Origin of the sequence: Paenibacillus sp. FSL H8-0317 (assembly GCF_045040685.1) — a bacterium.
Taxonomy (GTDB): domain Bacteria; phylum Bacillota; class Bacilli; order Paenibacillales; family Paenibacillaceae; genus Paenibacillus.
The window spans coordinates 2,733,757-2,760,336 of the sequence record NZ_CP150294.1 but is presented as its reverse complement, the minus strand read 5'-3'; the positions used below and the strand labels follow the sequence as shown (position 1 = coordinate 2,760,336).

General features: G+C 43.3%; 28 protein-coding genes. 4 read left to right on the top strand and 24 right to left on the bottom strand.

The window, feature by feature from the left end:
* Nucleotides 1–3 precede the first annotated feature (3 nt).
* Complete coding sequence (locus MHB43_RS13050; protein ID WP_405132082.1) at nt 4–2,268, top strand: FAD-dependent oxidoreductase; 2,265 nt, start codon at nt 4–6, stop codon at nt 2,266–2,268.
* A 243-nt stretch (nt 2,269–2,511) separates the two neighbouring features.
* Here MHB43_RS13050 and MHB43_RS13045 read toward each other — a convergent pair whose 3' ends face one another.
* The 24 genes from MHB43_RS13045 to MHB43_RS12930 all read right to left on the bottom strand — a co-directional run bounded on the left by MHB43_RS13045 (nt 2,512) and on the right by MHB43_RS12930 (nt 21,887).
* A complete protein-coding gene (locus tag MHB43_RS13045; protein ID WP_405132081.1) occupies nt 2,512–2,934 on the bottom strand; it encodes a DUF1801 domain-containing protein in 423 nt (140 codons plus the stop codon).
* 19 nt (nt 2,935–2,953) lie between these two features.
* Complete coding sequence (locus MHB43_RS13040) at nt 2,954–3,754, bottom strand: aminoglycoside phosphotransferase family protein (RefSeq protein WP_405132080.1); 801 nt, start codon at nt 3,752–3,754, stop codon at nt 2,954–2,956.
* Between the two features lie 11 nt (nt 3,755–3,765).
* The gene (locus tag MHB43_RS13035; protein ID WP_091031581.1) at nt 3,766–4,041 is read right to left on the bottom strand and encodes a hypothetical protein; all 276 of its coding nucleotides are present in this window, start codon (nt 4,039–4,041) and stop codon (nt 3,766–3,768) included.
* A gap of 164 nt (nt 4,042–4,205) precedes the next feature.
* On the bottom strand, nt 4,206–4,745 hold the full coding sequence (locus MHB43_RS13030) for a GNAT family N-acetyltransferase (protein ID WP_221825084.1): 540 nt from the start codon (nt 4,743–4,745) through the stop codon (nt 4,206–4,208).
* A 204-nt stretch (nt 4,746–4,949) separates the two neighbouring features.
* The gene (locus MHB43_RS13025) at nt 4,950–6,137 is read right to left on the bottom strand and encodes a glycoside hydrolase family 5 protein (RefSeq protein ID WP_405132079.1); all 1,188 of its coding nucleotides are present in this window, start codon (nt 6,135–6,137) and stop codon (nt 4,950–4,952) included.
* Between the two features lie 207 nt (nt 6,138–6,344).
* Nucleotides 6,345–6,761, bottom strand: coding sequence for a hypothetical protein (locus tag MHB43_RS13020; protein ID WP_405132078.1), 417 nt, complete (start codon nt 6,759–6,761; stop codon nt 6,345–6,347).
* 26 nt (nt 6,762–6,787) lie between these two features.
* A complete protein-coding gene (locus MHB43_RS13015; RefSeq protein WP_405132077.1) occupies nt 6,788–7,816 on the bottom strand; it encodes an alpha/beta fold hydrolase in 1,029 nt (342 codons plus the stop codon).
* Between the two features lie 51 nt (nt 7,817–7,867).
* Nucleotides 7,868–8,503, bottom strand: coding sequence for a hypothetical protein (locus tag MHB43_RS13010; protein ID WP_221825094.1), 636 nt, complete (start codon nt 8,501–8,503; stop codon nt 7,868–7,870).
* Nucleotides 8,500–9,039, bottom strand: a complete 540-nt coding sequence (locus tag MHB43_RS13005; RefSeq protein WP_339184322.1) for a GNAT family N-acetyltransferase — start codon at nt 9,037–9,039, stop codon at nt 8,500–8,502. Before MHB43_RS13005 ends, MHB43_RS13010 begins: the two co-directional genes overlap by 4 nt.
* Nucleotides 9,040–9,206: 167 nt before the next feature.
* Entirely contained in the window at nt 9,207–9,659 is a 453-nt protein-coding gene (locus tag MHB43_RS13000; RefSeq protein ID WP_405132076.1) for an NUDIX domain-containing protein, read from the bottom strand.
* Nucleotides 9,660–9,826: 167 nt separating this feature from the next.
* Nucleotides 9,827–10,285 (bottom strand): GNAT family N-acetyltransferase, encoded by a 459-nt coding sequence (locus MHB43_RS12995; RefSeq protein WP_339184316.1) that lies wholly within the window; start codon nt 10,283–10,285, stop codon nt 9,827–9,829.
* A gap of 26 nt (nt 10,286–10,311) precedes the next feature.
* Nucleotides 10,312–10,851 (bottom strand): hypothetical protein, encoded by a 540-nt coding sequence (locus tag MHB43_RS12990; RefSeq protein WP_405132075.1) that lies wholly within the window; start codon nt 10,849–10,851, stop codon nt 10,312–10,314.
* The gene (locus MHB43_RS12985; protein ID WP_339184312.1) at nt 10,848–11,390 is read right to left on the bottom strand and encodes a GNAT family protein; all 543 of its coding nucleotides are present in this window, start codon (nt 11,388–11,390) and stop codon (nt 10,848–10,850) included. Before MHB43_RS12985 ends, MHB43_RS12990 begins: the two co-directional genes overlap by 4 nt.
* 2 nt (nt 11,391–11,392) lie before the next feature.
* Complete coding sequence (locus tag MHB43_RS12980) at nt 11,393–11,893, bottom strand: GNAT family N-acetyltransferase (RefSeq protein ID WP_260633026.1); 501 nt, start codon at nt 11,891–11,893, stop codon at nt 11,393–11,395.
* Nucleotides 11,894–12,372: 479 nt separating this feature from the next.
* Nucleotides 12,373–12,840, bottom strand: a complete 468-nt coding sequence (locus MHB43_RS12975; RefSeq protein ID WP_405132074.1) for a DUF2691 family protein — start codon at nt 12,838–12,840, stop codon at nt 12,373–12,375.
* 48 nt (nt 12,841–12,888) lie between these two features.
* Nucleotides 12,889–13,419, bottom strand: coding sequence for an AAA family ATPase (locus tag MHB43_RS12970; RefSeq protein ID WP_405132073.1), 531 nt, complete (start codon nt 13,417–13,419; stop codon nt 12,889–12,891).
* Between the two features lie 12 nt (nt 13,420–13,431).
* Nucleotides 13,432–13,917: a GNAT family N-acetyltransferase gene (locus tag MHB43_RS12965; RefSeq protein WP_405132421.1), complete on the bottom strand. Its 486-nt coding sequence runs from the start codon at nt 13,915–13,917 to the stop codon at nt 13,432–13,434.
* A 240-nt stretch (nt 13,918–14,157) separates the two neighbouring features.
* Complete coding sequence (locus MHB43_RS12960; protein WP_339184303.1) at nt 14,158–14,688, bottom strand: AAA family ATPase; 531 nt, start codon at nt 14,686–14,688, stop codon at nt 14,158–14,160.
* A 190-nt stretch (nt 14,689–14,878) separates the two neighbouring features.
* Nucleotides 14,879–15,943, bottom strand: a complete 1,065-nt coding sequence (locus MHB43_RS12955; protein WP_339184301.1) for a polysaccharide deacetylase family protein — start codon at nt 15,941–15,943, stop codon at nt 14,879–14,881.
* A gap of 218 nt (nt 15,944–16,161) precedes the next feature.
* On the bottom strand, nt 16,162–17,214 hold the full coding sequence (locus MHB43_RS12950; RefSeq protein WP_405132072.1) for an ABC transporter substrate-binding protein: 1,053 nt from the start codon (nt 17,212–17,214) through the stop codon (nt 16,162–16,164).
* A 41-nt stretch (nt 17,215–17,255) separates the two neighbouring features.
* A complete protein-coding gene (gene yjfF / locus MHB43_RS12945) occupies nt 17,256–18,230 on the bottom strand; it encodes a galactofuranose ABC transporter, permease protein YjfF (RefSeq protein WP_017689006.1) in 975 nt (324 codons plus the stop codon).
* The gene (locus MHB43_RS12940) at nt 18,220–19,263 is read right to left on the bottom strand and encodes an ABC transporter permease (RefSeq protein WP_083657362.1); all 1,044 of its coding nucleotides are present in this window, start codon (nt 19,261–19,263) and stop codon (nt 18,220–18,222) included. The genes yjfF and MHB43_RS12940 overlap by 11 nt, the downstream gene beginning before the upstream one ends.
* Nucleotides 19,264–19,267: 4 nt before the next feature.
* Entirely contained in the window at nt 19,268–20,779 is a 1,512-nt protein-coding gene (locus MHB43_RS12935; RefSeq protein ID WP_405132071.1) for a sugar ABC transporter ATP-binding protein, read from the bottom strand.
* 85 nt (nt 20,780–20,864) lie between these two features.
* Nucleotides 20,865–21,887: an ABC transporter substrate-binding protein gene (locus MHB43_RS12930; RefSeq protein WP_221825125.1), complete on the bottom strand. Its 1,023-nt coding sequence runs from the start codon at nt 21,885–21,887 to the stop codon at nt 20,865–20,867.
* Nucleotides 21,888–22,130: 243 nt separating this feature from the next.
* Here MHB43_RS12930 and MHB43_RS12925 point away from each other — a divergent pair, with 243 nt between their 5' ends.
* Genes MHB43_RS12925 through MHB43_RS12915 form a run of 3 tightly spaced genes read left to right on the top strand, consistent with a single transcriptional unit; the run spans nt 22,131 to nt 26,495 of the window.
* Nucleotides 22,131–23,942, top strand: coding sequence for a sensor histidine kinase (locus tag MHB43_RS12925; RefSeq protein WP_221825126.1), 1,812 nt, complete (start codon nt 22,131–22,133; stop codon nt 23,940–23,942).
* 5 nt (nt 23,943–23,947) lie between these two features.
* Nucleotides 23,948–25,537 carry a response regulator gene (locus MHB43_RS12920; RefSeq protein ID WP_405132420.1) on the top strand — a complete coding sequence of 530 codons (1,590 nt, stop codon included), beginning with the start codon at nt 23,948–23,950 and terminating at the stop codon, nt 25,535–25,537.
* Complete coding sequence (locus MHB43_RS12915) at nt 25,530–26,495, top strand: substrate-binding domain-containing protein (protein ID WP_339307961.1); 966 nt, start codon at nt 25,530–25,532, stop codon at nt 26,493–26,495. Before MHB43_RS12920 ends, MHB43_RS12915 begins: the two co-directional genes overlap by 8 nt.
* Nucleotides 26,496–26,580: the final 85 nt, after the last annotated feature.

Sequence of the window (26,580 nt, the reverse complement as noted above, 5' to 3'; positions counted from 1 at the left end):
CACATGAAGCACGAACTCGTTAAACCGGATATCACCGTCATCGGGGGCGGGCTTGCTGGCGTATGTGCTGCCATATCTGCTGCCCGGCTGGGCCAACATGTCGCTCTGGTACAGAATCGTCCTGTACTCGGTGGCAATTCCAGCAGTGAAGTACGCGTGTGGGTCTGCGGCGCTACCGCCCACGGAATTAACCGCTATGCCCGCGAGACGGGCATCATGGGGGAACTATTTGTAGAGAATCAGTATCGTAATCCTGAGGGCAATCCTTATCTCTGGGACTTGATCATTCTGGAAGCCGTTCGAGCTGAATCCAACATTAACCTGTATCTGAACACGGATGTACATGAAGTCGAGGCCACTGGGGATGAAGAGGAACGCATGATTACCTCTGTTACCGGGTGGATGATGGGTTCTGAACGCAAAATCCGATTCGAGAGTCAGATCTATATAGACTGTACGGGCGATGGGTTGGTTGGCTTTCTGGCAGGTGCCAAGTTTGCACTTGGTCGGGAAGCCCGCAGCGAATATGGCGAAGAGTGGGCACCAGAGGTAGCTGATCAGATCACGCTGGGCAGTACACTTCTCTTCTATACCAAGGATGCTGGTGCGCCTGTCCGTTATATCCCGCCTTCTTTTGCCAAAGATATTACACAGACCAGCATTCCGATTCGCCGGGTCATTCGCAGCGGGGATTCCGGTTGTCATTACTGGTGGATTGAATGGGGCGGTGAACATGACACCGTTCATGACAATGAGCTGATTCGTGATGAACTGTGGTCCGTGATCTACGGGATCTGGGACTATATCAAGAATTCCGGCAAGTTTGATGCCGACAATATGACGCTAGAGTGGATTGGTTCTCTGCCTGGCAAAAGGGAGTACCGCCGCTTCACGGGTGACTATGTGCTCACCCAGAACGATATTATCAGCCAACGGGAATTCCCGGATGCCGTTGCCTTTGGCGGCTGGTCCATTGACCTGCATCCTCCGCAGGGCATGTACGCCGAAGCGAGTGGCTCGAAGCATATGCATGCCGATGGCGTATATCACGTGCCGTTCCGCTCGTTGTATTCCGCGAATGTGCGGAATATGCTCATGGCCGGACGCGACATCAGTGCATCACATGTCGCCTTCGGCACGACCCGCGTCATGGCAACATGCGCGGTCATCGGCGAAGCCGCGGGTACAGGCGCGGCGCTCTGCGCGGCCATGGGGGTGTCGCCGCGCGAGCTGCACGCGAGGCATCTGGCGGTGCTGCAGCAGACGTTGCTGCGGCAGGACGCTTCCATCATCGGGGTGCGCAGCCACGATGAGCTGGATCTGGCCCGGCGTGCCAAGGCTACAGCCTCCAGCACGCTGACGGGCATCGCCCTTGAGCAGCCTGGCGAGACGTACCCGCTGGGTACGGATGTTGCCCTGCTGCTGCCTGTGCATCCAGTGCTCAGCGGCCTGGAGCTGCTGCTGGATGCATCCAGCGATACCGCGCTGACGGTAGAGCTGTGGGATACGGGGCGTAAGGAGAACTACGTCCCGCATTTGTTACAAGTTACGGCGACTGTTAACGTTACAACGGGAAATTCGCAGTGGGTGAAGCTTCCGCTCGAATGGCGACCGGAAGAACCGCAGAATGCTTTTATAATCATCCGCTCCAATAAAGCCGTCTCACTCTATCATTCGACAGAAGCACACAGCGGGGTGCTGATCTTCTTCAAAACAGAAGAAAACCACGTGTCCAAAAATCTGGAGGACCACGCCACTGATCAGCCTGTCGTATTATGGTCCATGCAAGGGTTGGCGCGTCAGCCCTTCTGCTGTCGTACCCTCTCTGAGACCACGGCCTATTCAGCGGACAACACGATCAACGGTTACCATCGCCCTTATGGTGGGCCGCAACAGTGGATGTCACAGCCGATGCAGTCTGGCAAGCCAGAATGGGTACAACTGACATGGGAAGAGCCACAAACCTTGACTGAATTGCACTTGACGTTTAATGATGATGTGAACGAGGATTTGGTTAATTTACATCACCATCAGACCGCATTCCGTGTGATGCCTGAGCTGGTGTGTGATTATCGAGTGGAAGTATTGAATCCGTCTGATGAGTGGATCAAGATTATAAACGTATTGGAAAACCGCAGAAGAAAAGTCATCCATTCCTTGGATACACCTGTGTATGTGCAAGCGCTTAGAGTAATCATTGATGCTACTAATGGCAGCAGGTATGCGGAATTGATCGAGATTCGGACTTACGGGCAAGCTACACGGTAGAGGACTCTGAGCGTATTCATTTTGTTAACTGATTATGGTCCTGCTCAACATATACGTTGGATATTTACGGTACGAATTAAACATGTCATATGTATAAGATTCTCCACTCCTGAACGAGAACTGCTGGCAATAAACAGGTTGTCTTGATCTTCAAGACAGCCTGTTTATGCGTTATAACGTTTATGTGATAGATAGAAGCGTTTTATGTTCTCCAGTAATTCAGTACTTGTTGAGCGTGCAGATTTATTGATTCGGATAAGTTTCTTTTAAGAACTCAACAGACTGCACGATTAGCGCTTTCAACACATCCAGATGAATGTCCGCGACCTTGTTGATGTACACACATGCTTTCCCTGTTGTATGTTTTCCAAAGTCCTTTAATAGATTTTCTCGCTCGCTATCCCCTGTGGCAAAATACAAACTGATCTTCGCCTTTCGTGGCGAGAAGCCCACTAGTGGTGCATCTCCTTCGTGACCCGATTCATATCTGTAATGATATGCACCGAATCCAATTATACTCGGTCCCCACATTTTCGCATCATAACCTGTCCTCTCCGTGAAGATATCCAATAATTGATAAGCGTCTTCACGTTTCTTTGCATGCTCGATCTGTTCAATAAATTCAATGACACTTTGGTCTGTTATTATTGTTTTAAGTTTGTACATTGAAGTGATCACTCCTTAATTAAGTCCAATCCTCAAAATGCTTTTCCAGAAAGACAAGCTCTTTCTCATAGTGTGCGAGATGACCTTCCTCTACCATTTTCATAAAAGCATGTTCCCCAGCAGCTGCGCGATCTGATAGTGTTTTACACATAAAACGAATGCGTGATATAACCCATTCCTTCAGGTCTGTGGGCACACTCAGTCCATACTTGCTCATAAATAATGTAATGCGTTCTTTTCGCACAGATCCATGCGCCTGGCTAGAGTAAGGCATAACACCCTTTCCATCCATCATTGGTGAGAAATCTGCGAGTGGAACGGACGTGTACAAGGCATAGGCGATATCCCACAGACGAGGACCCGGACCTGCCATATCAAAATCAATCACTCCTTGAGGACGGCCGTCCCTGAACACCATATTATACGGCGCAAAATCATTATGACATACAACTTCATCTTCAGTTACGCCTGGATATCTGTTCGTTGATACTGATGTTGTTGTAAATCCAACGGTCGCATCATGGTAACTTCTCAACAGTTTCGCGACTTCAATCAAAGATTCGTCTGACCACATATACTCTTCTAGATCAGGATAATCATTGCCTGGAACGATGCCTTCGAGGTAAGAAAGTACTTCTCGCCCTTGTTCATCTATTCCCAGAAATCGAGGGACATGATCATAACCAACCTTTTCGAGATGTAAAAGCAGTTCATGCACGTATGGATTTGGTTTGGCATACCGGCGAACCGTCTCACCTATTCTGACAACCTGATTCACATTACCTCCCGATAACGCTTCCTCCTGTTCGGACACTTTCATCCCTCCTCAAGCTAAACTTCCTTGCTATGCCCATGATTACGATTTTTCTTATAACTCCCCGGGAATCCCGCAACCAATAGTATGAATCCAACAAAGAACATGAAGTATACGAGTAAACCTGTTGGATGCTCGTTCGTCTGAGCAAACTGGGGTACGTTAGTCCCTCCTGAAGCATATCCTGCTTCTACTATAGCGACAGATACTCGTATTGAAATTCTCTCCATTGTCGAAATGAACACACTGCCAAGCATGAGGACTACACCCAAAATCTTGTTAATATTATTCATTTAATGCCTCCTTCTTGAGCCGTCCACTATTTTATGAGGTTATCTACTTAATGTCTTTCGATTCTCTAGTCCATATTCCTGCATTTTATATTAACGGTCCGTTCCTATATCATATCAAATAGCGGCGTCATCACTGACGCCGCTGTTAACGCTCTCTGAATAAGTTACGTAGCTAACACTTGGTGCAGATCCATACTATTTTGGAAAAAGGCTGACCGTTCAACATAATACAGATCGTACATCTGTTCATTCATATTGATCCGTTGATATACATCTGGATACACATCATTGGCTAATTTCACATAAGGCAGTTTTTGTACGGCTTTTCTGGATCTTATATTCTGCTTGCGTATCTTCATAAATACCGTTTCAATCCCATGTTCCAGAAACAATTCAACAAAAAAGGCTGATTTGGCTCTTTGGCTATACCCATTTCCAAAAAAAGGTGATCCAATCCAAGTGGCTAAAAAACCGGTTTGATGCTCAATATGATATAGATCAATGGTTCCAATAGGCTGCCCTGTTTCATTCAAAATCGTTCGGGATATCACTGTCTTTTGTTCTTCTTCAGCCATCAATTGTTTCGTCAGGAATAGATATTCCTCATACGATTGGCATGCATAACGAACGTAAGGAGAAACTGCGGGGTCCATCATTAAACTGTACAGTGGAAGGCATTCCTGCAAATCACGCTTTTTTAACATTCTGTCTACCACCTAGTCCTTTTAGTTCGCTATATCAAGCAAATTAAGTATATAAAAGGTAGTGTGGGATTTAATGAATTCTGTATGTGGCTTATGTAAAATGCATTGGTAAATGTTGTTCAACTTTATCTCCGGGTAGCACAAAAAACGGCATGTCCCTTTTGGAGGAACACGCCGTTTGCACGGATGCAGATAGACAGTAAATTATTGCATACCTTGCATGATCGCATTAATGATATTTTGCTGAGTCACGGTATTATTTGAACGGTTAAATAATGCGAATCCATGTTGACCATTGTGCCCGTTATCCCAATACACAGGAACCATTTTGTATTTCTTGGCTTTTGCTGTAACTGCTTTGGCATATGCAGCACGATAAACATTGTTGCTGGAATCGTAAGACGTTTTATCAATGGAACCGAACTCACCAATCACTACAGGATAGCCCTGAGTCACAAATTTGTCGTACATGGACTTGAATTGCGATTCAAGATAATCCTCTTGTCCCCAAGTAGACTTTTTGGCAGGATTCGTAGAAGTTGCACCCCACTGTGTGATATTGCCGTTTTCCTCACCTGCAAAATCCCACGGAGAGTAATAGTGTGCCGAGATCATGATTCTCTTCTGCGAACTAGGAATAGCCGAGGATCTGTAATTATCTGTCGGAAGAGTAAAGCCATAATTACCAACAGTGTAGTCAATGTTGGTGTTCCAGCCTGGAACTAGCAACCATCTGGCATTGTTGTTACCTCCAGTCTGACGAACCGTATCCACGAAGATTTGGTTGTATGCGTTCAGATTGGTGTAATAGGCCGAGTTTGGATTGCCATAGTTACCATCAAAAACTTCGTTCATGGATTCGAAAATAAGGCGATCATTGTAGTTGCTAAACTTGGTGGCAATCTGCTGCCAAACCTTCTTATATTTTTCCTTAATGGCAGTCTGATTGCCACCATTCACGAGCAGCCATCCACCCTGTACGGAATTATACCCATCACCATGAATATTGATGATCACATACAGACCTTCATTGTACGCATAGTCCACGACTTGCTGAATTCGATTCAGCCATGCCGCATTAATTGTATAATTGGGAGCGCTTCCAATGTTGTTCAAATAGGAAACGGGAATACGAATGGATTTGAAGCCTGCCGCTTTTACCTTTTTGATTAACTCTGGAGTTACCGTAGGATTGCCCCAAGTTGTCTCATTCGGTGTACCGTTCACCGCTGCTTCCAGCTGATTGCCGAGATTCCATCCTGCACCCATCTCAGACACTATTTGCGAAGCGTCCGCTGCTGATGCTTTAGCGCTCCATCCGGTAAAAGCTACCGCAGCCACTAATACCAGTGCCAAGCTGCTGATGCCAAATTTCTTCCATTTTTCGAACATAACCATACCTCCGCTTATTCTATTATTTTTAACAAGCAGTGCAGTTAATCTATGCATACAGATTGAATGATTCGAGAATACGTGCCTCCTCTCTCTATCGATCAAACAAATGAATTCTTCGTCCGACACCAACATAATAACACATTTATGGAAAATAAAGCGATATCTTTATTGTTTTTTTTGACTATTTACTACAAAATAATCCATCTATCCATTTAAGTGGATTGCTTGAATTTGTTCTCTATCAAAATCAATAATCATGATGTGATCGCGCAAAATATGATCTCCGCAAGATATTGTTGCGCCGTAGTCGGTTATACTGTTAAATGTGATATCCACACGATAGACTTCAATCTCATTCAACCAATTTTGATGTACTTTTTCCTGAAGTTCATTCTCATAATAATCTCGAAAGACAGTCTCACAAGTTGAAAACCACTTAATGTAGTCTTCTATTTTATGAATAATTGAATCTAACGGTGTATTTGTGGACACATATATTCGGACGTCATTTAAATCCTCATCCTGTATGCAATGTTTGAATATTTGCACTGTATTTTGCAGAGTGTAACACCGGTAACTCTCATCACTCTCTTCTTCAAGCTCAATGAATTCACTTAACAATATGATCTTACTCCTCTCAATGCATATTATAATAGCCCATTTAACCACTTTACGAATTTTTCTTTCTCTTCAAACTGTGGGTAATGCGCTGACTCGTTGAATATAATGAAGTCTTTGATCGGTGCATCCAATACGTCAAAATAATCACGTGCTGCATTCGCAGTGGTCATATAATCATATTTACCCATTACAAAATAGGTAGGAATCTCCAGATGATCAACAATATCAGGTAAATTTTGATCAAATGCTTCCTTCAGTAAGATGTCTTGTGAACTAAACATCCCTGAATAAAAGCGAATCATATCCAGTCCATTGTATTCAGGATTTAAAAGGAATCCTGAAATATAATCTCTATTCTCATGGATGAGCCTGGCTGCACCACCGTACTTTTGCAACAACATTCTAGGTGTAAGTTCCTTTCCTTGCTCGATCGAGCTGCGAATTAGCTCCAGTTTTTTAACATCCTCTGCATTACCGGCTTGTTTCGCTTGCCCGTACGTGTACTCCAAACTTTCCAGTTCGCTCTGAATTGTATTAGCCATCTGTCCAATGCCTATATAAGCGTGAAACTGAGTGGGTGCTTTAGCCGCAGCTTTCATCCCGATGTATGTACCAAATGAATGACCAATTAATATAACCTTCTCTTGACCTAACTCCTTAGATACATAATTCCTTAACGCTAACAAATCATCTACTAATACATCTGTTGTGAGATTCGAGTAATCCTCAAAAAAGTGATAGGACTTCCCACTCCCACGTTGATCGTAATGCACCACCGTGAAGTGTTGCTCAAGCTCTTTCTGATACTTCCTTACGTATGGAATCTCCGAGCATCCCGGCCCGCCATGCACAAAAATCAGGATAGGGTTAGTCCGATCAACACCCCTGATCATGACTTCATGTCCTGTACCGTTAATTTCGACCTGCTCTAACATGCTGATGCTGTTTTCACCTTTAATTTTGGGTGTCCATGTGGGAAATATCAGAGCTACTATAACCATTAAAATAATACTAAGTATGCTGTATTTGAGTGTTTTACGTATTTTTTTGCGCATGTAATGCTCCTTAAATAATAAGTTTCATTTGTAATTCTACCAGCGATTCCTTTATCGTAACGGATACAACAATTCAACGGGTTCTATCATAAGCTCTTGTTGGAAGATGTAATTGTGATCGGCTCCAACGATACAGAGGATTCGTTTTTCTGGATGAGCTTCAATTGTATTTTTGACTCTTTGAACCATAATCTGATTGCGGACCACCCATCGAAAGTTCTGTGCCTTCGCGTTTACCTGATGCAACCATTCATATTTTTGTCTGGTTACACGATCGAACTCCTTTGAATTAAAAGGAATCTCGCCAAACTGATACGTCTCCATTTGCTCTGCAAACCAGTGATCATCCCGTTGTTCAAGTTCTTTGCGTTCCACGTCCGAATAACCGTTGAATGGATCAAAAGCATTCCACACATCCAATTCAAACCAGTCAATAGGGACAAATGGGATGTTATGCTCCTCGCATAAAGGGAAGACCAATTCCCAATACTCACTGGCTGGTTCTCCCCAGTATCCTCTATCATGTTTGTCCTTCAGATACCTCATCCAACTCTGCGGATGAACTTCACCACAAATGAGATCTGGTTTAAACTCAGTAATCACATCCTTGTAAAGAGAAAGGGAACAATGATATCGCTCCCTGAGTTCAGGATTATGAATGGTGCCAAGTATCCCAACCGTTGTCATGTGCCCAGCTCCTTTATCATATGTATATCGTTCGGCTCTTTGTCATAAAGTTCTTGATCGATGTCGCTTGCAATCTGGCTGCCCTGACTTTTATAAAAGGATACCGCTGATTTCGTCTCTGTGGAGGAGATATACAGATACTGTGCACCACGTTTCTTAGCCTCTTCACCTAACTCGTTTAGAATACGTTTACCAATACCTTGTCTTCTGTACCCGCGTGAGACATACATCAAGTCAACTTGTAATTGATTTCGTTCTTTTCCTCTATATTGATGTGCCAGCACACCAAATCCGATTAATTGATCGTCAGCAAACGCACCATATGCCATGCCACCTTGTTCTAATTCGTACACATATCGATTTTGAATCTCTTTCAAAAGCATCTCATCCCAGTTTGAGCATTCATGATTTTGTTCAAGCTCAACCAATCGGTTCTCTCTCATTTCATAGATGAGATCAATATGTTCCGAACGATCTATTTCCTGCAGCTGATTCATATCATCAAGGGTCAACGTTCTATACGTTATCATGGTCATTGCCATCTCTCCTTCCCCATGTTATTTCTAAGATCCTATGGCTTTATAGATCGAAGTCTGTATTTATCAAAGACCCTTTTATCGTACAAAATAGTGTATTCCTTGTTCTCTTCAATTAGTTTTGACATATCCATTGGAACGGCTATTGTTCGTTCGTGATACTTAAATCAGTTTATTTTAATTTCAGGTAACTCATTCAAATGATTTATTTCGATAGTGTATTTCTTAAGCTTATGGTTCTCAAGTCCATCCCATCTGTCTGAGAAACGATATAACATATCTCCGAAGTTCATCCCTTCAGGTAATACATCCACAAGCTTTATTTCATCGATTTCAGACTCCGGTAAGCTCTCCAGCGATTTAACCTCAGCATAAGAAACCATACCAAAGCTCCCATTCCATTCATATACACCATAAGGAGTTAATTCGAAGCGTACTGCCCCTGTCTCTTCATAGAGTTCTCGACTCGCCGTGTGTAAAATGGTTTCCCCTATTTCTTTGTTGCCTCCTGGGATCTCCCAACCTCCTCTTTTCCTATTTTTTATAATGATGAATTTATTGTTGTATTTAGCGATCATAACTGCAAATTTGATTAACTCTGGATCGAGTTCATAGATCAAACCAGTGGCTCATGTTATCTCTCCTATAAACAACTATTCTTCAATATAAAATTGTTAAACCAATGAAGTGATAACAAGCTATCATTGGATATAATTGTAGTGAATACCGCAACCAATGGTAGCTCTTGGTTAACAAATATGTATTGCCCTCTGACATGTTGAGTCTGTCATTTTATTTCCAACCTGTAGATCACTTCATCATCTGAATTGGTTCTATTCTCACTAATGAAAGACATGCTCTTGTACAAGTTCTGTGCTATTTCGTTATCCCGTTCAACCGTTAATGAAATAACCTTGCATACCGGATGCTGTTTTGTAATGTAATCTAAAATGGCTCTTATAGCGCGCTTTCCCATTCCTTTGCCTTGATAGAATTGATCGATTTGAAAACCACCAATCCAGTAATTATCTGTACTATTGGGAGTATAACTTAGATAAAAGAAACCAAAAACCTTCCCATCGATCTCAAGTACGTAAGGATCAAATGCTTCATCCCACGGTTTTATATAGGCGTAAGCTATCCCCTCAATAACAGATGGAACTAATGACGCTTGGTGTTCATACAAAGAGATCTTCAGCGCCTCTTCCCAATTCTCTCGTGTGACTGGTTGTATTTTTATATTCACCACTGTATCTCCTCTTTCGACATTCCTTAATTCATTCTAACGTTCTTTTCACTCTCACTTACATCCGCTTCCAAATGATGTTCAATCAACTGTATCACTTGTTTTTTATTCTTCGTGATTGTTGCAGTCTTATGGTTTTCATTAATTGAACATATAACTTCTTCTATATTATATTGATGGTTCCATTTCACAATCATCTTGCATAAGTTCTTGAATGACTGCTTGTAATTCCAAGGTTGCAAGCCCATTCTGGACAATACAAACCTCTTTATAATCCGATAATCTCTAATGAAAACATTTGGAGCTAATACAAAAATCAAATCCGCTTCCTGGATGGACTTTACTGTCCAATCTTTGCACTGTACTCCTTCTATGATCCAAGCCTCTGAACTGACAATAGATTGGACAGATTCATCCCTAACACTTTCAGGATATCTCAGATTTTCTGCGCTTCTGTCCCATATGAGATTGTCTAATTCATAGGAAGGAATACCATATTTATCCGATAATTCTTTGGCTAATGTTGATTTCCCACTGCCGCAAGATCCAATAATTCGTATTCTCATACATATTCTTTCTTCAGAAATGCATAGATAACATTATCAACAAATCGATTTTTCCAATAATAATGTTCTTTCAATATGCCTTCTTCACTGAACCCCATTTTCTCAAGCAACTTCCTTGATCCCGCGTTCTCTGGCTCCACAAAGGCTTCAATTCTGTTTAATTCAAGGTTCTTAAATCCATATTCAACGATTTTCCGAGTTACCTCGGTCATGTAACCCTGCCGCCAGAACTCCGGTGTTAACTCATATCCCATCACAGCTTTATGATGTTGTTTCATCCAACCATGAAATCCGCATGTTCCAATAATTCTGTTGTCCGATTTCAAAGCAATTCCCCAGCGGATCACCTGACCATTTTCGAATCGTTCTTTCCTCCTTTGTATAAGTTCTTCTGCTTGTTTTATAGTTGTGAAACTTTCTACATCGTAGAATCTTGTAACTTCATCTGAAGAAAAAATATGAAATATGTCTTGGGAATCACTCTGTTTAATCTCTCTTAACAGCAATCTTTTGGTTTCTAGCTCAGGAAATCGAGTCATATTCACTTCACCTCAATCGAGTATACTGCTACATTTTTCCCAATTATATCTACGTCCTTCTCGTGTTTCATGCCATTCTTTTGCGCGACTTTCATAGAACCCACATTGCCATGTTGAATCAACGATATTAATCTTTTCTGCTTCAAGTGATCCATTCCATATTCTTTCCACGCTTTTGCTTGTTCATATCCGTAACCCATTCCCCAGTATTGCTCTACAACCCAGTAACCAACTTCTAGCTCATCAGCGCCTTCAATGATTTGAGGAATCAGTCCAGAGGTTCCAATTAACTTGTTATCCTCTTTATTGAATGCGAGGAACAGCCCTTTATCGTCTTTATTCCAGTTGATGAACTTTTCCAGACTTTGCATGGTTTCTTCCTTCGTCCAAGGTCCTCCATGTCTTATAAATTTCATCATATTCGGCTCACTTGTCATATCAAAAAGTAAATCGAAATCATTTTTGGTATATTTCCGAAATATGAGTCTTTCTGTCTCCATCATTCTCTCAGCTCCTTTTGTATTCATAAAGATGTAATCGTATTCATAAACATTCAAATATCATGGGGAAACGGACTAGAGTGTGTTTTCAAACTTCAGGCAAGTTAAACGATGATGGGTGCCAGCTTACCGTCCGAAAATTGCTGAAGTTCAGAGTGACTGATGCTGGCGAATGGCCGGGCGATTTTCTAAGGAAACACAGGACATCTTATTCGGCCTTTACGTCCTCTTTTAAAATTGTAAGGAACATGAGACATCTTATTTCCCAAGATCATCTGGCAAAAACGCTAAAAAGTCTATTTTTTCTGGTATAGCGTGTCTCAGATTCCTTAGATTTCGGAGGGCGTTTCAAATTCCCGAATAAGATGTGTCAGGTTCATTAGCGTTTAACCCCTAACACTAAACTCAACGCTATGTTAACGCATATCAACGAAAGCATGGGATCTCTATCTAACCTTAGCAGTTAATCCCAAGCTTCTTTATCACCAGACCGATAGTTTTGTCCTCGCATCATTCTCATCTGTTAAATATGCGAGAGATTCAAATCCCTGTCTATTTATATGTTTATATAATTCCTCGACTTTTTCTAGCTCTTTACAATAAACCGTGACGTAGGTACTATCGATCACAAGAAGAACCATCTGACACTCACTCTCCACATAATCTTCATAGGTGATTACATCTGTTACTTGTGTGCCTTTTGGAAATGCTTTTAAATTCGCAAATATTAAATAATACTCGTTGTTATCAATAATCTTCTGTAATTCTTCTCCATTCATACCCATAATCATATCCGGAAAAAGACTATCCCCTAACGTATCATCAACAACGAAATAGGACTCCTCCTCACCAATAAACCAATCGAAATTAGATACCTCCATTGGTTTCAAAATCTCGCCAAGAAAGCGACCATAGGCATTTGGTATTTCAAAACGTATTCCTCTCTTCATCTGTTCACCCTCTTATCATTTTCAATTCGAAGCACAATAACAGTACAGTTATTTCATTCGATATTTCTTATTATTTATAATTTCACTTACTATTTCAGGTAGTTGTTCTTCTGTAAAATGATTAGTATACAGCTTGTTGTCTACTCTCAGATCCGGATGATTTTCAAACTCATCCAGCAGAATTATACTTCTTTCTTTCATTTGATATTCTTCCGCTCTTAGACGGTCTCTACGAATAATCGTTTGACGATCAACCATTAATACAACATAGATTATGCGAACATCATAGTCTGCCAATTCCGTCAATAATCCATCAATGTCTTCCGGAAAGGCCACATAGTCCAGAACTACATCGTATTTATAATCCAATAGGTTTTTCACTAGACTAGATATATTTTTCCAAGTTAAGTCATTTGTATCCTTATCAAGCCAGGGTTTACCTCGCCCTTTGACCGGAAAGTGACTAACCGCATCTCCAGAAATGTAGGCACTTTTATCTAAAGTCTGAACCAGCAGTTTGGAAGTTGTAGATTTCCCTACTCCAGGGGGGCCAGATATAATATATAGGTTTCTACTCATTTCGTATTCTCCTTACAATATCTTTTGGAAACTTCCAATATCCAGTTTTCTATCGAATTTATATCCGATCTCTTTAAACAGAGCACATTGTTCATAACCATTTCTCTCAAATAATGATTTACTTCTTGTATTCTCCATACAAATCGTCGCAATTAAGGTATGGAACCCTTGTTCTTTTGCAATCTTCTCAATAAAACGTAATGCTTGTTTCCCCAAGCCTTTTCCCAAAATATCGGGCTTTAAATATATGGTGACTTCACCGCAAATGTCATATGCCTGTTTACTCTTATACTGGGTGATCAGAACATAGCCCATCATTTGATTGTTTTCAAGAATTATATAAGTTTTATACCGTGTATCCTTGTTCATTACAGAGGATTTAATCTGATCAAGATCTAATTCCTCCGTATGAAACGAAATCGTTGTATTCATTACATAATAGTTATAAATCTCTCTAATTTCAGGGAGGTGTTGTTCGGTTACCTCTTCAAAAGTCACAGTCGTCAATTAGGTTCCATCCTCTTCTGTTCATTTCTTCATCATATGTATGAAATACCGCGTCTAGATTTAATTCACCGGAAATATGAGGATATTCCCTGCCTTCATTATACAGATCTTCCCATATAACTTCTGACTTTATTTTAGAATCCCATTGATCAACGCGGCTTCCCATTCTTTTCTCGAGAGCACATGTACAATCATCATCATCATAAAACCCTCCTATTAAAAAAATGATAATTATTTGGATAGGACCTTTTTCAATATGAGTTCTATGATTTCACTAGTCACCAGATGATCGGTAATAATGCGAGTTTGAAATTGTTCATCCTTAAAAGCTTCAACACACTTTGGTGCTTGCTGATATTGCCAGCCTCCATATTCATCTCCGCGTTTAGCCAAACGATGATAAATTGTCTCTTCTTTAGCCGTAAGGCAAAAATGATGAATGTCCTGATCGATCTCTTTCAACCCGTTATAGATGTAATTAAAATTTTCCTCTTTATAAATGGTCATGGGGATAATTAAGTGTTTGTTGTATTTCTGCTTTACTTCTTTAGCCGTCTTTACGGTTAGAATTTTCCATAGATCGATATCTTGAAAATCATCCGTACGTTCCCTTTCCTCTCTACAATTCTCCGGAAGAAGTTTTCTGAGCATATAACCTATTTCTTCAGGATCGTAGATCATGCTGTTTGCAATTAAGGGCTGAAGTGCTTCTGCTGCAGAAGTTTTTCCCGAACCAAACGCTCCATTAATCATAATAATCATTTAATTCTTTCACTCCTATTCAATAAAATTTTTCAATAGAAACCAGATTCTTTACATACAATTTCATCCATTATAAATGTTTTCCTTCCACTTTTGTGTTACAAAATGGCCAAAACATGATGAAATCCCATTGGGTCAACCCAACGGGATTTCATCATAGTGCATTATTTTCCAATCAACCTTGAGCTTGTTAATGTATTTCCAAGTAATCGATGTATATATCCCATGTCCCGTCATCGGCTGTTACAACCAACTCAATGACCTGATTTCCCGTCCCATGACTGATATTATTCAGCGTATAAACCGCTGGAGCGCTTCCGCCAAAGTAAAAGGTTCCCTTCGTCTGTCCGCCAATCTTCAAATCAACTCTAGCCATGTTGGCATTGTTTGAAGCTCCACGAAGCGAGAAATTATGAGTGCTCGTTGCAAAATTCTGAGTGTATTTAACCAAATCATTGTTGGCATAAAGGACCACACCATTGAAAGGAGAATTGATATTGCCGGTGTATTGTCCACCTTTGGTCATGTTCTCAGCTTCCACTTTTGTTCCGTTACTCGGGGGATTAGTAGTGCCATTATCGGGTGCGACTGCCCGACCGGTAGTTGATGAGATCATGCCGGAGCAAAGGCCACGATTCTTCAGATTTTGTGCAATCTGCGGAATGGCCTGAAGTGTCGTCTGGTACTGATCATGCATTAGTATGATGTCACCACTTTTCATCGTGTTCACAGCTGCCACGATCTGGGCTGCGCTGGCACCATTCCAGTCTTTAGAATCTACGTTCCACAGTACTTCCTTCAGGCCGTTTTGGCTCACAACGGATTTCAAGGTCGCATTTGTCGCACCGTAAGGAGGTCTGAACAGTTTAGGTGAACTTCCGGTAATGGACTGGATCGTCTGTTGTGTCCGTGTAATCTCTGACGACATCTGAGAACTGTTTAATGTAGTCATGTTTGGATGTGTATAGGAATGATTGCCAATCCACATACCAGCTGCTACTTGTGCAGAAACCAGAGATTTATTATTTTGCGCATTTTGTCCAACATTGAACATCGTTGCCCGTAAGCCCGCCTGCTTCAACGCGTTAAGCATGTTTGTTGTATTTCCAGATGGGCCATCATCAAACGTCAGACCTACATAACCATTCGGACAACTTGCATCTGCAGCATGAGCATCAGGCACCCCCGGAATAGAAAACAAGGTACCGAAAAGTGCGAGAGATATTACCGCCTTTGCCAGCTTAACTTTGAACATAAAATTACCTCCTCATAATATATTCACAGCATACTACCTTCTACACTCCCTCTCTTTATCGAACTCTCACCCCTCAAAAAAGCGCTTTCAAAAGTATGTAATCCGCTACGTCCTTTCTCATAGAAAAGAACTTTAGTTCAAGGTGAGTTCAGTATAAACGATACGTTTATTTAAAGTAAATTGAATTTTATCCAAAATGTTCTATTTATTCACGTATTCTAGAATCGCCTGTTGTACATCTCCCGTCTAGCACTCTCCTGTGTAAAAATGTCCTCCGGGGGCACCATGCGCTTCGGGAGTGTACGCCCTGCAATAATTTCTTTTGTAGCCTGCATAAGCTGGGGACCAATCAGCGGGTTACATTCCACCACAGCGTTGATTTTCCCACTCGCCAGAATTTCAAGTGCTTTGCGGGAGCCGTCCACCGAGACAATGATAATGTCTTCTCCCGGCTTCAGCCCAACTTCTTCTATCGCTTGTATGGCGCCAAAAGCCATTTCATCATTATGGGCAAAAAGAACCTGCGGCCGTTTGTCTTCCGGGACCTGAAGGAATTCTTTCATCACTTGTTTCCCATTGTCCTCCGTAAAATCGGCAGGAGCACTTTGTGAGAAGATGATATCTGCTCTGGTTTCGAAAATGCTTCTAAAGCCCTCGCCACGCTGGATAGAGGGTGTAGAACCACTCGTGCCTTGCAGTTCGGCAATCCGTATCAAACCCGGATGATTTCGCATCCGATCCTGAATGTACTTTCCGGCCTTCACACCTTCCTCATAAAAGTCCGATCCAATCGTTGTCACAAAAAGTGAAGTGTCTTTGACATCAACGGACCGGTCTACGATAATCACGGGTATACCTGCATCCCTAGCCTCCTGAAGAATACCATCCCAGCCCGATTCCACGACCGGTGCAATGGCAATGACATCCACCTTTTGCCTGATGAACGACCGAACAGCCTCGAACTGTTTCGTCTGAGACTGTTCTGCATTTTTTATGACAAGGGAGATTCCCGATTCAGCCGCAGCATTGCGAATAGACGTGGAGTTTGCCAGACGCCAGGCACTCTCTCTGCCCAGTTGTGAAAAACCCAAGACAATCGGTTTCGTAGAGGTATCCCTTGCTACCGCTGATTCCATCCATTCCTCAACGGAGGGAAGAGTTTCTAAGTTGTTAGACGAGATTGGAGGAGGAACAGATTCAGACTCAGGGGTTGTGCAGCCGACAAGCAGCAGTAGAATGAACAAACACAACCCGTTCACATGTCTTCTCACTCACGCATCCCCCATCTCCATATTTCATTAAATCGATCAACTTAATGCAGTGATTTCGAGGATACTCGCCGCCCGCTAAGAAGTCGTTGGAACAAAATAAAAACAAACAGCATCAGGCCAATCACAATCTTGGTCCACCATGAGCTGAGCGTACCTTCGAAGCTAATTATAGTTTGGATAGCCCCTTGGATCAATACACCAATAAAGGTTCCCGCCACATACCCTACACCACCTGTTAACAAGGTGCCTCCTATTACAACAGCGGCGATGGTATCGAGTTCAAGACCCATGGCGTGTAATCCATAACCGGATAACATATAAAAGGTGAAGACAACACCGGCAAGCGCGGAACACAAACCGCTGAACGTGTACACCAGGATTTTGGTACGTGCAACCGGCAGTCCCATAAGCAGCGCGGATTGCTCGCTTCCGCCGATGGCGTAAACGTTGCGCCCAAACCGGGTGTAATGTGCCAGGTAGATCGCGAGCAGTACAATAACCAGTGCAATTATAACATTAATGGAGACAAAGCTGCCCCCTGGCAAGGAAATTTTCGCCTGTGCAACCTGTGTGTAAAATGGATTCGTAATGGTAATGGTGTCGAGACTGATGACATAACACAGCCCCCGCGCCAAAAACATACCTGCCAATGTCACGATGAAGGGTTGGATTTTAAAATAGTGGATGATAGCCCCCATGACTGTGCCAAAGAGCGCACCCATGACAAGCACCATAGGTATAACAATCGCAGGCGACCACCCTTGCTTCTCGACCAGACTTGCGCTAATGATGGTCGTCAGCGCAATGACAGAGCCTACCGACAGGTCGATTCCTCCCGATACAATCACAAAAGTCATACCAATCGCCGTGATAATCAGAAATGCGTTATCAATGAGAAGATTAAGTAGCACTTGGGTGGAGAAGAACCCCGTATATCGGAAAGAGCCTATGGCAAACATCACGGCCAGCAAACCGAAGGTGACAAAGACCGGGAGATACTTACGATTAAGAAACATGGCGGTTAACCCCCTGTTCGGCTGGAAACTTCCGTTTTTTCCAACGGATCACCATAGAATTGCGGAATGAATCGGATTGAATTAAACAAACGGCCAGTACAACAAAGGCTTTGACAACCAACGTAACTTCTGGCGGGACTCCAATCATATAAATCGTCGTTGTTAAGGTTTGGATAATGAGTGCTCCAACGACGGTACCCATTAGATAGAAACGACCACCATTGAGCGAAGTGCCCCCGATGACTACAGCAAGAATGGCATCAAGTTCATACCACAGACCTGCGTTATTGCCATCCGCACTGGATACATTCGAGCTGAGAATAAGCCCGGCAATGCCGGCACACAGACCACAGAAGACGTATACCGTGAGAATAACCGTTTTTGAACGAATACCTGCCAGTTGGCTCGCGTTTGCGTTACTTCCGACCGATTCAATAAACAGTCCAAGTGCCGTTTTTCTCGTCAGCAATGAGGCAACAAGCAGCACAGTTAATACGATGAAGATGGAAAAAGGTAATGCTGCAAGCGAACCTGCACCGATATAGGCGTAGTTCGCGTTGGATACAGTAATAATCTGTCCACTCGTAATCAATTGCGCAATCCCACGTCCGGCTACCATCAGTATAAGCGTTGCAATAATGGGTTGGATTCGGGCGACCGAAACCAGCGCCCCATTCCATATGCCCAAGATCAGTGAGAGACCTATAGATAATCCAAGTGCACCCAACACAAGCCAGAGCGAACTCTGATCCACTCCTCTGCTGATGCTCATACAAGCCACGGCACCGGAGATCGCTACAATAGAGCCCACGGACAAATCGATACCTCCGGTTGCAATCACCAGTGTCATGCCGATCGATACCAGAATTAAGGGTGCTCCAAAATTGAGAATATCAATCAAGCTGCCATACAGATTCCCTTCACGCATGACGAGGGAGAAGAAATCCGGAGAGTACAGCAAATTAAAGATTAAAAGTAAACCAAGCATACATAACGGCCAAAACAAATGATGTTTACGCATCTTGCCCGCCATCTCTTTAACCTCCTGCCATTGCTTTCATGATTTGCTGTTGATGGATCTGATCCCCGCTAAGTTCTTGCACTTTTTTGCGGTCCCGGATTACGGCAATCCTGTGGCTGACACGAATCACTTCTTCCAGCTCGGACGAAATGAACAGCACGGCCATGCCCTGCTTCGACAGAGAGAGCACCAGCTTCTGTATCTCAGTCTTTGCACCGATATCAATTCCACGCGTAGGTTCATCGAGAATCAACAGATCGGGGTTCATCAGCAGCCACCGTGCAAGCAACACCTTTTGCTGATTACCGCCGCTCAGATTTTTAATTAAATGCTCCGGGTTTTTCGGATGGATATTTAACAGGTTGATGTACTTTTCGGCGATCTCATCCTGTTTCTTGCGTGAGATTGGTTTGGACCAGCCTCGTGTCGCTTGTAAAGCCAGAATAATGTTCTCCCGAATGGTCAAATCATCGATTATGCCTTCGGTTTTACGGTTCTCGGAGCAAAAAGCAATATTCTGATCAATTGCATGACGCGGCGACTTGACCGTACTTCCTGTATCTACAACGAGCAGCTTGCCTACATCTGAACGATCTGCACCAAAGAAAAGGCGAGCGATCTCGGTACGACCAGACCCCAATAACCCAGCCAAGCCCACGACTTCTCCCTTGCGAATGTCCAGATCGAACGGCTCAATTGCTCCTTTGCGTCCAAGTGCCTTAGCGGTAATTAACAGTTCTCCCGACTCCCCCTGGGCAGCATCCGCTTCCTTCGGAAGCTCCTCAAGGACCTCGAGCTCCTTGCCGATCATCTTGAGCACCAGTTCCATGCGTGGAAGTTCTGCGGCTATGTACTCTCCTTCCAATTCCCCGTTACGGAGCACCGTTAGACGATCCGACATTTCGTATACCTGATCAAGAAAATGAGTGACAAAAAGAATTGCGAGACCTTCACTCTTTAATTTGTGCATAATACGAAACAGTTGCTGAACCTCGTTTTTGTCCAGACTGGATGTGGGTTCATCCAATATGAGCACTTTTGCCGAGATGCTGAGTGCTCTTGCAATTGCAATCAGTTGTTGCATCGCGACCGAATAGGTCTGTAAAGGAGCCTTAACGTCGATGGACAGATGTAATCTGTCTCGCAGAAGGTTCTCCGCATCTTTGTTCATTTGCTTCCAATTGATTTTGCCAAATCGCATCGGTTCCCGCCCGATGAAAATATTCTCAGCAACCGTTAAGTTTGGACAGAGATTGACCTCTTGGTAAACGGTACTGATTCCCGCCTTTTGCGCTTCAAGCGGACCGGAGATCGAGAGATCACGGTTATCCATGGTTACCGTTCCTTCGTCAATGGAATAAACGCCGGTCAGAACTTTAATAAGCGTCGACTTCCCCGCTCCGTTCTCACCCATCAAGGCATGAATCTCGCCCGGAAACAAGCGAAAGCTGACGCTGGATAGCGCTTTAACCCCGGGAAATTGTTTGGTGATGCCTGACATTTGCAAAATGGGTGCTTGCTCAGCCATATAACCCTCTCCTTTGTTATGGAAAAAAGTCATTTAGCGACAGCCTGGTCGAAAAATGACTTTTCGGTGTTATACGAATCTGCTTTTAATATTCGCGTGATGGCAATGCTTCTTTGGCTTGCTCTGATGTGAAGGTCGTCTCATCCGTAACGATTCGGGGTTCGATGTCTTTCCCGTCCACTACCGATTGAACCGCTTCCATTAATTGAGGTCCCAACAACGGATTACATTCAACGATAAAGTTGATTTTGCCATCAGCAGCAGCCTGCATCCCATCCTTCACGGCATCCACAGAGATAATGGTAATATCTACGCCTGGTTTCAATCCTGCCGCTTCAATGGCCTGAATTGCACCAAGTGCCATATCGTCATTATGTGCATAGAGAACATCTATTTTTTTATGTGCTTTGAGGAAAGCTTGCATGACTTCTTTGCCTTTGGCACGTGTAAAGTCACCCGATTGTGAAGCAATCACTTTAAGCTTCGAATTGGAAGCAATCAATTCCATAAAGCCCTCTTGACGGTCATTCGCTGGTGCAGAGCCTGTTGTACCCTGCAGCTCAACGATATTGATCTCGTCTTGTGTGTCCTTGTATTGGTCACTAAGCCACTGACCTGCTTTGCGTCCTTCTTCTACAAAGTCGGAGCCAATAAAGGTTTTGTAGAGGGTTTTATCCGGCGAATCCACAGCACGGTCCGTCAAAATCACGGGAATGCCTGCATCCTTCGCTTCCTTCAATACGGTGTCCCAACCCGATTCCACAACAGGGGAAAAAGCAATCACCGTCACCTTCTGTTGTATGAAGGATCGCAAAGCTTTAATTTGATTTTCCTGCTTCTGCTGCGCATCGGAGAATTTCAAATCATAACCCGCTTCTTTGGCTGAATCCTGAATCGACTTGGTATTCGCCGAACGCCAACCACTCTCCGCACCAACCTGCGAAAAACCAAGCGTAATTGTTTTGGCGCTGGCAGGTGTACTGCCATTCCCACTCGTTGAAGTTTCTTTATCGGAGCCTGCTCCTCCATTGGTACTGCTACATGCCGTGCTGACCAGCATCACCATAGCCAATGTTATGGCAAGTCCCCACTTTTTTTTGGTTCGCATGTTGTGATCCTCCCTTTTTTCGTTTCACCTTGTGGTGTGACCACATTATAGAACGCTTTCATTCCGAGCTTATATGGAGTCTCATACTTTATTTATGTAATAATTTAGTAATTTCAAAAAATGGAGTTTAGAACGTGTAATTTCTTTGTTTAATTGTGTAGTATTTAGCGATTCTCTTACATATTAGAAAATCATGTTATACTAATGATACATTTTTGATCCCTTCAGATGGAGTGGAATACGTTGAAACTCATTCAATGGATTGCTTCAAGCCTCAGGCTTAAACTACTCAGCATGTTTATCATCCTCAGTTCAGTACCACTGATCGTGGTTGGATTGATTTCTTACCACAAATCCTATACGGTCGTATCCAATCATAACAAGGCCTCGACACAGCTGGTTGCCGACCAGCTTGCCAGGAACATTGACATCTTGTTTGAGGATACGGAACGGCTGCTTGAACTGGGCAAGAACCCGCAAGTGCTTCAATACCTGTATTCTCAATCGGAGTCCTACCCGGAAGCCAAAGCCATCCTTCAGACATACAATCTTTATCGCGAAACCTACAAGTATGACAAGGTACTTAATATCTCGTTCGTGAATTTCTATGGAAAAGGCATAAGTGAACGAAAAGGCGTGTTCAAGCTGGAACGAAATCCGCTACGTAACCCGTACTTCAAGTATCTGATACAGTATCCGGATGCGATTCTGCGCATCCCTCATTCTGCAGCCTATGCCGAATATAACAGGCTGGATGGGTTTGCTTACCCTAAACAGAATGCGCTTTCAATTATAACTACGGTCAAAGAGCGAATTACACATGAGGTCATCGGGTTCATAGTGATTGATTTGAATGATTCGTTCATTGATGATTTTTTGACGAATACCCCTATTAAGGATTCCGGTTTTTTCTATATTAGTGATCAATACGGAAATACACTCTTCAGGCCGGATGCCACCCCGGCATCCATAACCATGATGGATCAGATCCGATCGGTCCCTTTACATCTACAGCACGATAGCTTTATCCTGTCTGCAGGATCCAAGCCCCAATTTGTTGTATACAGCACCTCAAAACAGACCGGATGGAAAATGATCGGGGTAGCTCCTTATCAGGAAATCATTGCAGAGGCCAATAGCATTCGCCAATTGATCATCATTACGGTTTTGTTAAGTGCTTTCTTTGCGATATCGTTATATTTTTTCCTGAATAATCGACTGATTCTTCCCATCCAAATTCTGATGAACAAGATGCGTAAAGCTGCAAACGGTTACTTGGAAGCCAAAGTCACACCACACGGCTCGGACGAAATTGCTGATCTGGGCAAAAGTTTCAATGTGATGCTGGATAAACTCAAAATGTCAATCGAAAAGAGCATTCGAGAGAATGAACAGGTGAAAATAGCTGAACTACGTACGCTACAAGCTCAGATCAACCCTCATTTCCTGTATAACACGTTGGAATCCATCCTATGGATGGCTGAAGCAGAGAAAAAAGAAAATGTAATCAAACTTGTGCAGGCCCTCTCGAAGTTCTTTCGTTTGAGTCTGAACAAAGGATTCGACTGGGTATCCATTCAAACCGAGCTTGAACATGCGCGGAGTTACTTGGTTATTCAACAGATGAGGTACCACGATATTCTCACCTACGAGATCAGCGTTGATCGTGAGCTTCAGGATTATCCCATTTTGAAAATGACGCTGCAGCCCCTGATTGAAAACGCGCTCTACCATGGGATCAAGAACAAACGCGGTCAAGGACTGATATCCATACACGGATATGTAGAGGACAATAGCATCATTCTCACCGTACAAGACAACGGAATTGGCATGTCTGCGGATCGATTGGCACAATTACGTGAAGAGCTGGAGAAGCCGGCCGGTTCACATTCACCCCAAGATAACGAGCAGGAAGGCGGATTCGGTCTACTCAATGTACATCACCGGATTCGGCTCTATTTCGGACCATCTTATGGTGTTGAAATGGAAAGTACGTATATGGAAGGCAGCACATTTATGATTCGTATCCCCAAAAGCAAGGAGGTTAACCGTTGAAAAAGGTGATGATTGTGGATGACGAAATTGGAATTCGGGAGAATATACGCAGCTGCATTGATTGGGAAAAGGAAGGTTTTCACTATTGCGGGGATGCACCCGACGGCGAACTTGCGTTACCACTAATTCATGAATGGGCTCCGGATATTCTGATTACAGATATCAAAATGCCATTTATGAACGGATTGGAACTGACCTCCATTGTTCGCACTCAACAACCTGATATCAAAATCATTATTATGAGTGGTCATGATGAATTCAGCTATGCCCAGGAGGCAATCCGACTTGGTGTGATCGAGTACTGTCTAAAGCCCATTAGCGCAGCAGAGCTAATCCAAATGCTTCATAAGGTCAGCAAACAAATGGATGAAGAACATCAACGTATGACAAACCGGACGATCACCAAAGAAAAACTGCTAGCCGATCTGTGCGGAGGACTCATCGGTACAACCGATGCGATTGAATCAGCCAAACAACTCTCACTTCCTCTCTCGGCCAGGTATTATACAATTGTCATTATCGATGTTCGATTAACAGATGATTCCCGGGACCCGGAATCCCTGATGAAGAAGCTGCTTCCCATACTGGAGGAAACTCGCGATCCCCACATCGAACTTCTTCCTTATATTCGAAGCCGGACCGAGTTGGTGCTCCTGCTCAAGTATCACTCCGATGACAGCATATCCGTCTATCTCGAGCAGCTTCGCGGGCGGGTTCGTATGGAACTTGAGCATACGTTCAAATGTAATATTATTCTGGGCATTGGCAGTCAGCAGGAACGTCTGCAAGGAATTCACGTCTCTTATCTGGAAGCGGAGGAGGATAAATATATTAATCGACTCACTCTTCAGAACAGAGCTTCTCTACATGAAATTAACCTGGATGAGCAAACGACTCTTTTTCTTGACAGGAATTCGTTTCTTGAATTTCTCAAAATCGGCACCCCCAACCTGCGTGACCATTTTGTGCAGGAGTTTGCCGCTCCTTTACAGTCCTTCGACTGGAAGTCCTCCTCGTATGGCTTCTATCTGTTGAATGATCTTACGCTGGAGTCTTTTCGGCTCGCGAATCAGTTGTTCCGCATGAGTGACCATTCGGATGAGAACATTACTTCCCTGCAACAGACGATTCGGAAGATTACGTGCTGGGAGGATTGCACCCAATACCTCTGTTCCCTCCTTAACCTGTTATGGCAGAGAAGAGCAGCGTGCTCCGGAAAATACAGTGATGTCATTGATCAGGTGAAAGCTTATGTATCCCGTGAATACAATAACGAACAGGTCTCGTTGAAGATGATTTCTGCACACGTCAGAATCAGTCCAAGTCATCTAAGCAAGATTTTCAGTCAGGAAACCGGTCAAACGATAACGGAGCATCTAACCCAGATTCGAATCGGTAAAGCCAAGGAGCTGTTGAAAACAACCAGTAACAAAACCTTTGAAATTGCTTACAAAGTCGGTTACAACGATTCTCACTATTTTTCTAATATATTCAAGAAAACAACAGGTTTTACGCCAAGAGAATATCGAACTCAAGGAACCGAGGAATCGCAGGCCAGACCATCAGATATGAGAAAAGAGTCCATGTATGAATAAAGCCAGATTTGCACTTTTACTTACACTAATACTTCTGTTCCCGATGATCATTTCATCCGGTTCGGCACACATTCGCCCACAGCAGATGGCTGCAACACTTCCTGCGACTTCACCTGTAGAGAAATCTGCAGCGAGCAAAACTTTCGGTATTATCTATCCAATGACGTATCCAACCTATGAGATGATCACGAAGGATGCAACGGAGTATGCAGGGAAACACAATATTACATTAATTGTAAACGCCCCTGATGAAGCCAATACCGAACAACAGATCCGTATCATGGAGAATATGATCAAACAACATGTGGACGGGATAGCTATATCTCCTGTGGATGCTGCTGCACTTACACCCGTTATTGATGCAGCCCAAGCTGCAGGTATTCCTGTCATTACATTTGAGTCAGATGTCCCATCCAGTCATCGAATCGCTTATGTGGGCGCCGATAACTATCGCACTGGCCAGCAGTTCGCGATGACGACTACAAGACTTCTGCATAATCAAGGCATGATTCTTGTCGAGAATGGTTTGGAGGAGATGCAAGGTTTGCAGCAGCGGCTTAATGGATTCATTGATTATATCCGCAGTGAAACAGACATCGAAATCTTGGAAGTTCGTTATCATCAAGGGAATGAAGATCAAGCCATGTCCGATATGGAGAACATGATTCAAGCTCACCCTCACTTCAATGCGATTATCGGGCTCGATTTTGTTTCTGTCTCTGCCTCTACCCTGATCTGGAAAGCAAAAGGCCTTAACCGGCATTTAATTGCGTTCGGTGATAGCCCGACCAGTGAAAACGGGTTGCTCAACGGTCAATTGTCTGCCGTTATTTCGCAGAATGAAGGAGTCTGGGGTGCCAAAATGATGGAGACCCTGTTACTCACTAGCGACGGTGTGCCTGTGGAGGAATTTATTGATACGGGGATCATTGAAATAAACAAGGAAGGTAGTAATTAAGGGAGGTCCTACTGTCATTCTGATGACAGTAGGACCTCCCCTTTTAAATTTTCGTACACGTAGTTATTACATCCGTTCATGGAAG

Excerpts from the sequence above, each read along its gene's own strand:
- MHB43_RS13050 (WP_405132082.1), top strand. The coding sequence starts at position 4 with ATGAAGCACGAACTCGTTAAACCGGATATCACCGTCATCGGGGGCGGG.
- MHB43_RS13045 (WP_405132081.1), bottom strand. The coding sequence starts at position 2,934 with ATGTACAAACTTAAAACAATAATAACAGACCAAAGTGTCATTGAATTT.
- MHB43_RS13040 (WP_405132080.1), bottom strand. The coding sequence starts at position 3,754 with ATGAAAGTGTCCGAACAGGAGGAAGCGTTATCGGGAGGTAATGTGAAT.
- MHB43_RS13035 (WP_091031581.1), bottom strand. The coding sequence starts at position 4,041 with ATGAATAATATTAACAAGATTTTGGGTGTAGTCCTCATGCTTGGCAGT.
- MHB43_RS13030 (WP_221825084.1), bottom strand. The coding sequence starts at position 4,745 with ATGTTAAAAAAGCGTGATTTGCAGGAATGCCTTCCACTGTACAGTTTA.
- MHB43_RS13025 (WP_405132079.1), bottom strand. The coding sequence starts at position 6,137 with ATGTTCGAAAAATGGAAGAAATTTGGCATCAGCAGCTTGGCACTGGTA.
- MHB43_RS13015 (WP_405132077.1), bottom strand. The coding sequence starts at position 7,816 with ATGCGCAAAAAAATACGTAAAACACTCAAATACAGCATACTTAGTATT.
- MHB43_RS13010 (WP_221825094.1), bottom strand. The coding sequence starts at position 8,503 with ATGACAACGGTTGGGATACTTGGCACCATTCATAATCCTGAACTCAGG.
- MHB43_RS13005 (WP_339184322.1), bottom strand. The coding sequence starts at position 9,039 with ATGACCATGATAACGTATAGAACGTTGACCCTTGATGATATGAATCAG.
- MHB43_RS12990 (WP_405132075.1), bottom strand. The coding sequence starts at position 10,851 with ATGAGAATACGAATTATTGGATCTTGCGGCAGTGGGAAATCAACATTA.
- MHB43_RS12985 (WP_339184312.1), bottom strand. The coding sequence starts at position 11,390 with ATGACTCGATTTCCTGAGCTAGAAACCAAAAGATTGCTGTTAAGAGAG.
- MHB43_RS12980 (WP_260633026.1), bottom strand. The coding sequence starts at position 11,893 with ATGATGGAGACAGAAAGACTCATATTTCGGAAATATACCAAAAATGAT.
- MHB43_RS12975 (WP_405132074.1), bottom strand. The coding sequence starts at position 12,840 with ATGAAGAGAGGAATACGTTTTGAAATACCAAATGCCTATGGTCGCTTT.
- MHB43_RS12970 (WP_405132073.1), bottom strand. The coding sequence starts at position 13,419 with ATGAGTAGAAACCTATATATTATATCTGGCCCCCCTGGAGTAGGGAAA.
- MHB43_RS12960 (WP_339184303.1), bottom strand. The coding sequence starts at position 14,688 with ATGATTATTATGATTAATGGAGCGTTTGGTTCGGGAAAAACTTCTGCA.
- MHB43_RS12955 (WP_339184301.1), bottom strand. The coding sequence starts at position 15,943 with ATGTTCAAAGTTAAGCTGGCAAAGGCGGTAATATCTCTCGCACTTTTC.
- yjfF (WP_017689006.1), bottom strand. The coding sequence starts at position 18,230 with ATGTTTCTTAATCGTAAGTATCTCCCGGTCTTTGTCACCTTCGGTTTG.
- MHB43_RS12940 (WP_083657362.1), bottom strand. The coding sequence starts at position 19,263 with ATGGCGGGCAAGATGCGTAAACATCATTTGTTTTGGCCGTTATGTATG.
- MHB43_RS12935 (WP_405132071.1), bottom strand. The coding sequence starts at position 20,779 with ATGGCTGAGCAAGCACCCATTTTGCAAATGTCAGGCATCACCAAACAA.
- MHB43_RS12930 (WP_221825125.1), bottom strand. The coding sequence starts at position 21,887 with ATGCGAACCAAAAAAAAGTGGGGACTTGCCATAACATTGGCTATGGTG.
- MHB43_RS12915 (WP_339307961.1), top strand. The coding sequence starts at position 25,530 with ATGAATAAAGCCAGATTTGCACTTTTACTTACACTAATACTTCTGTTC.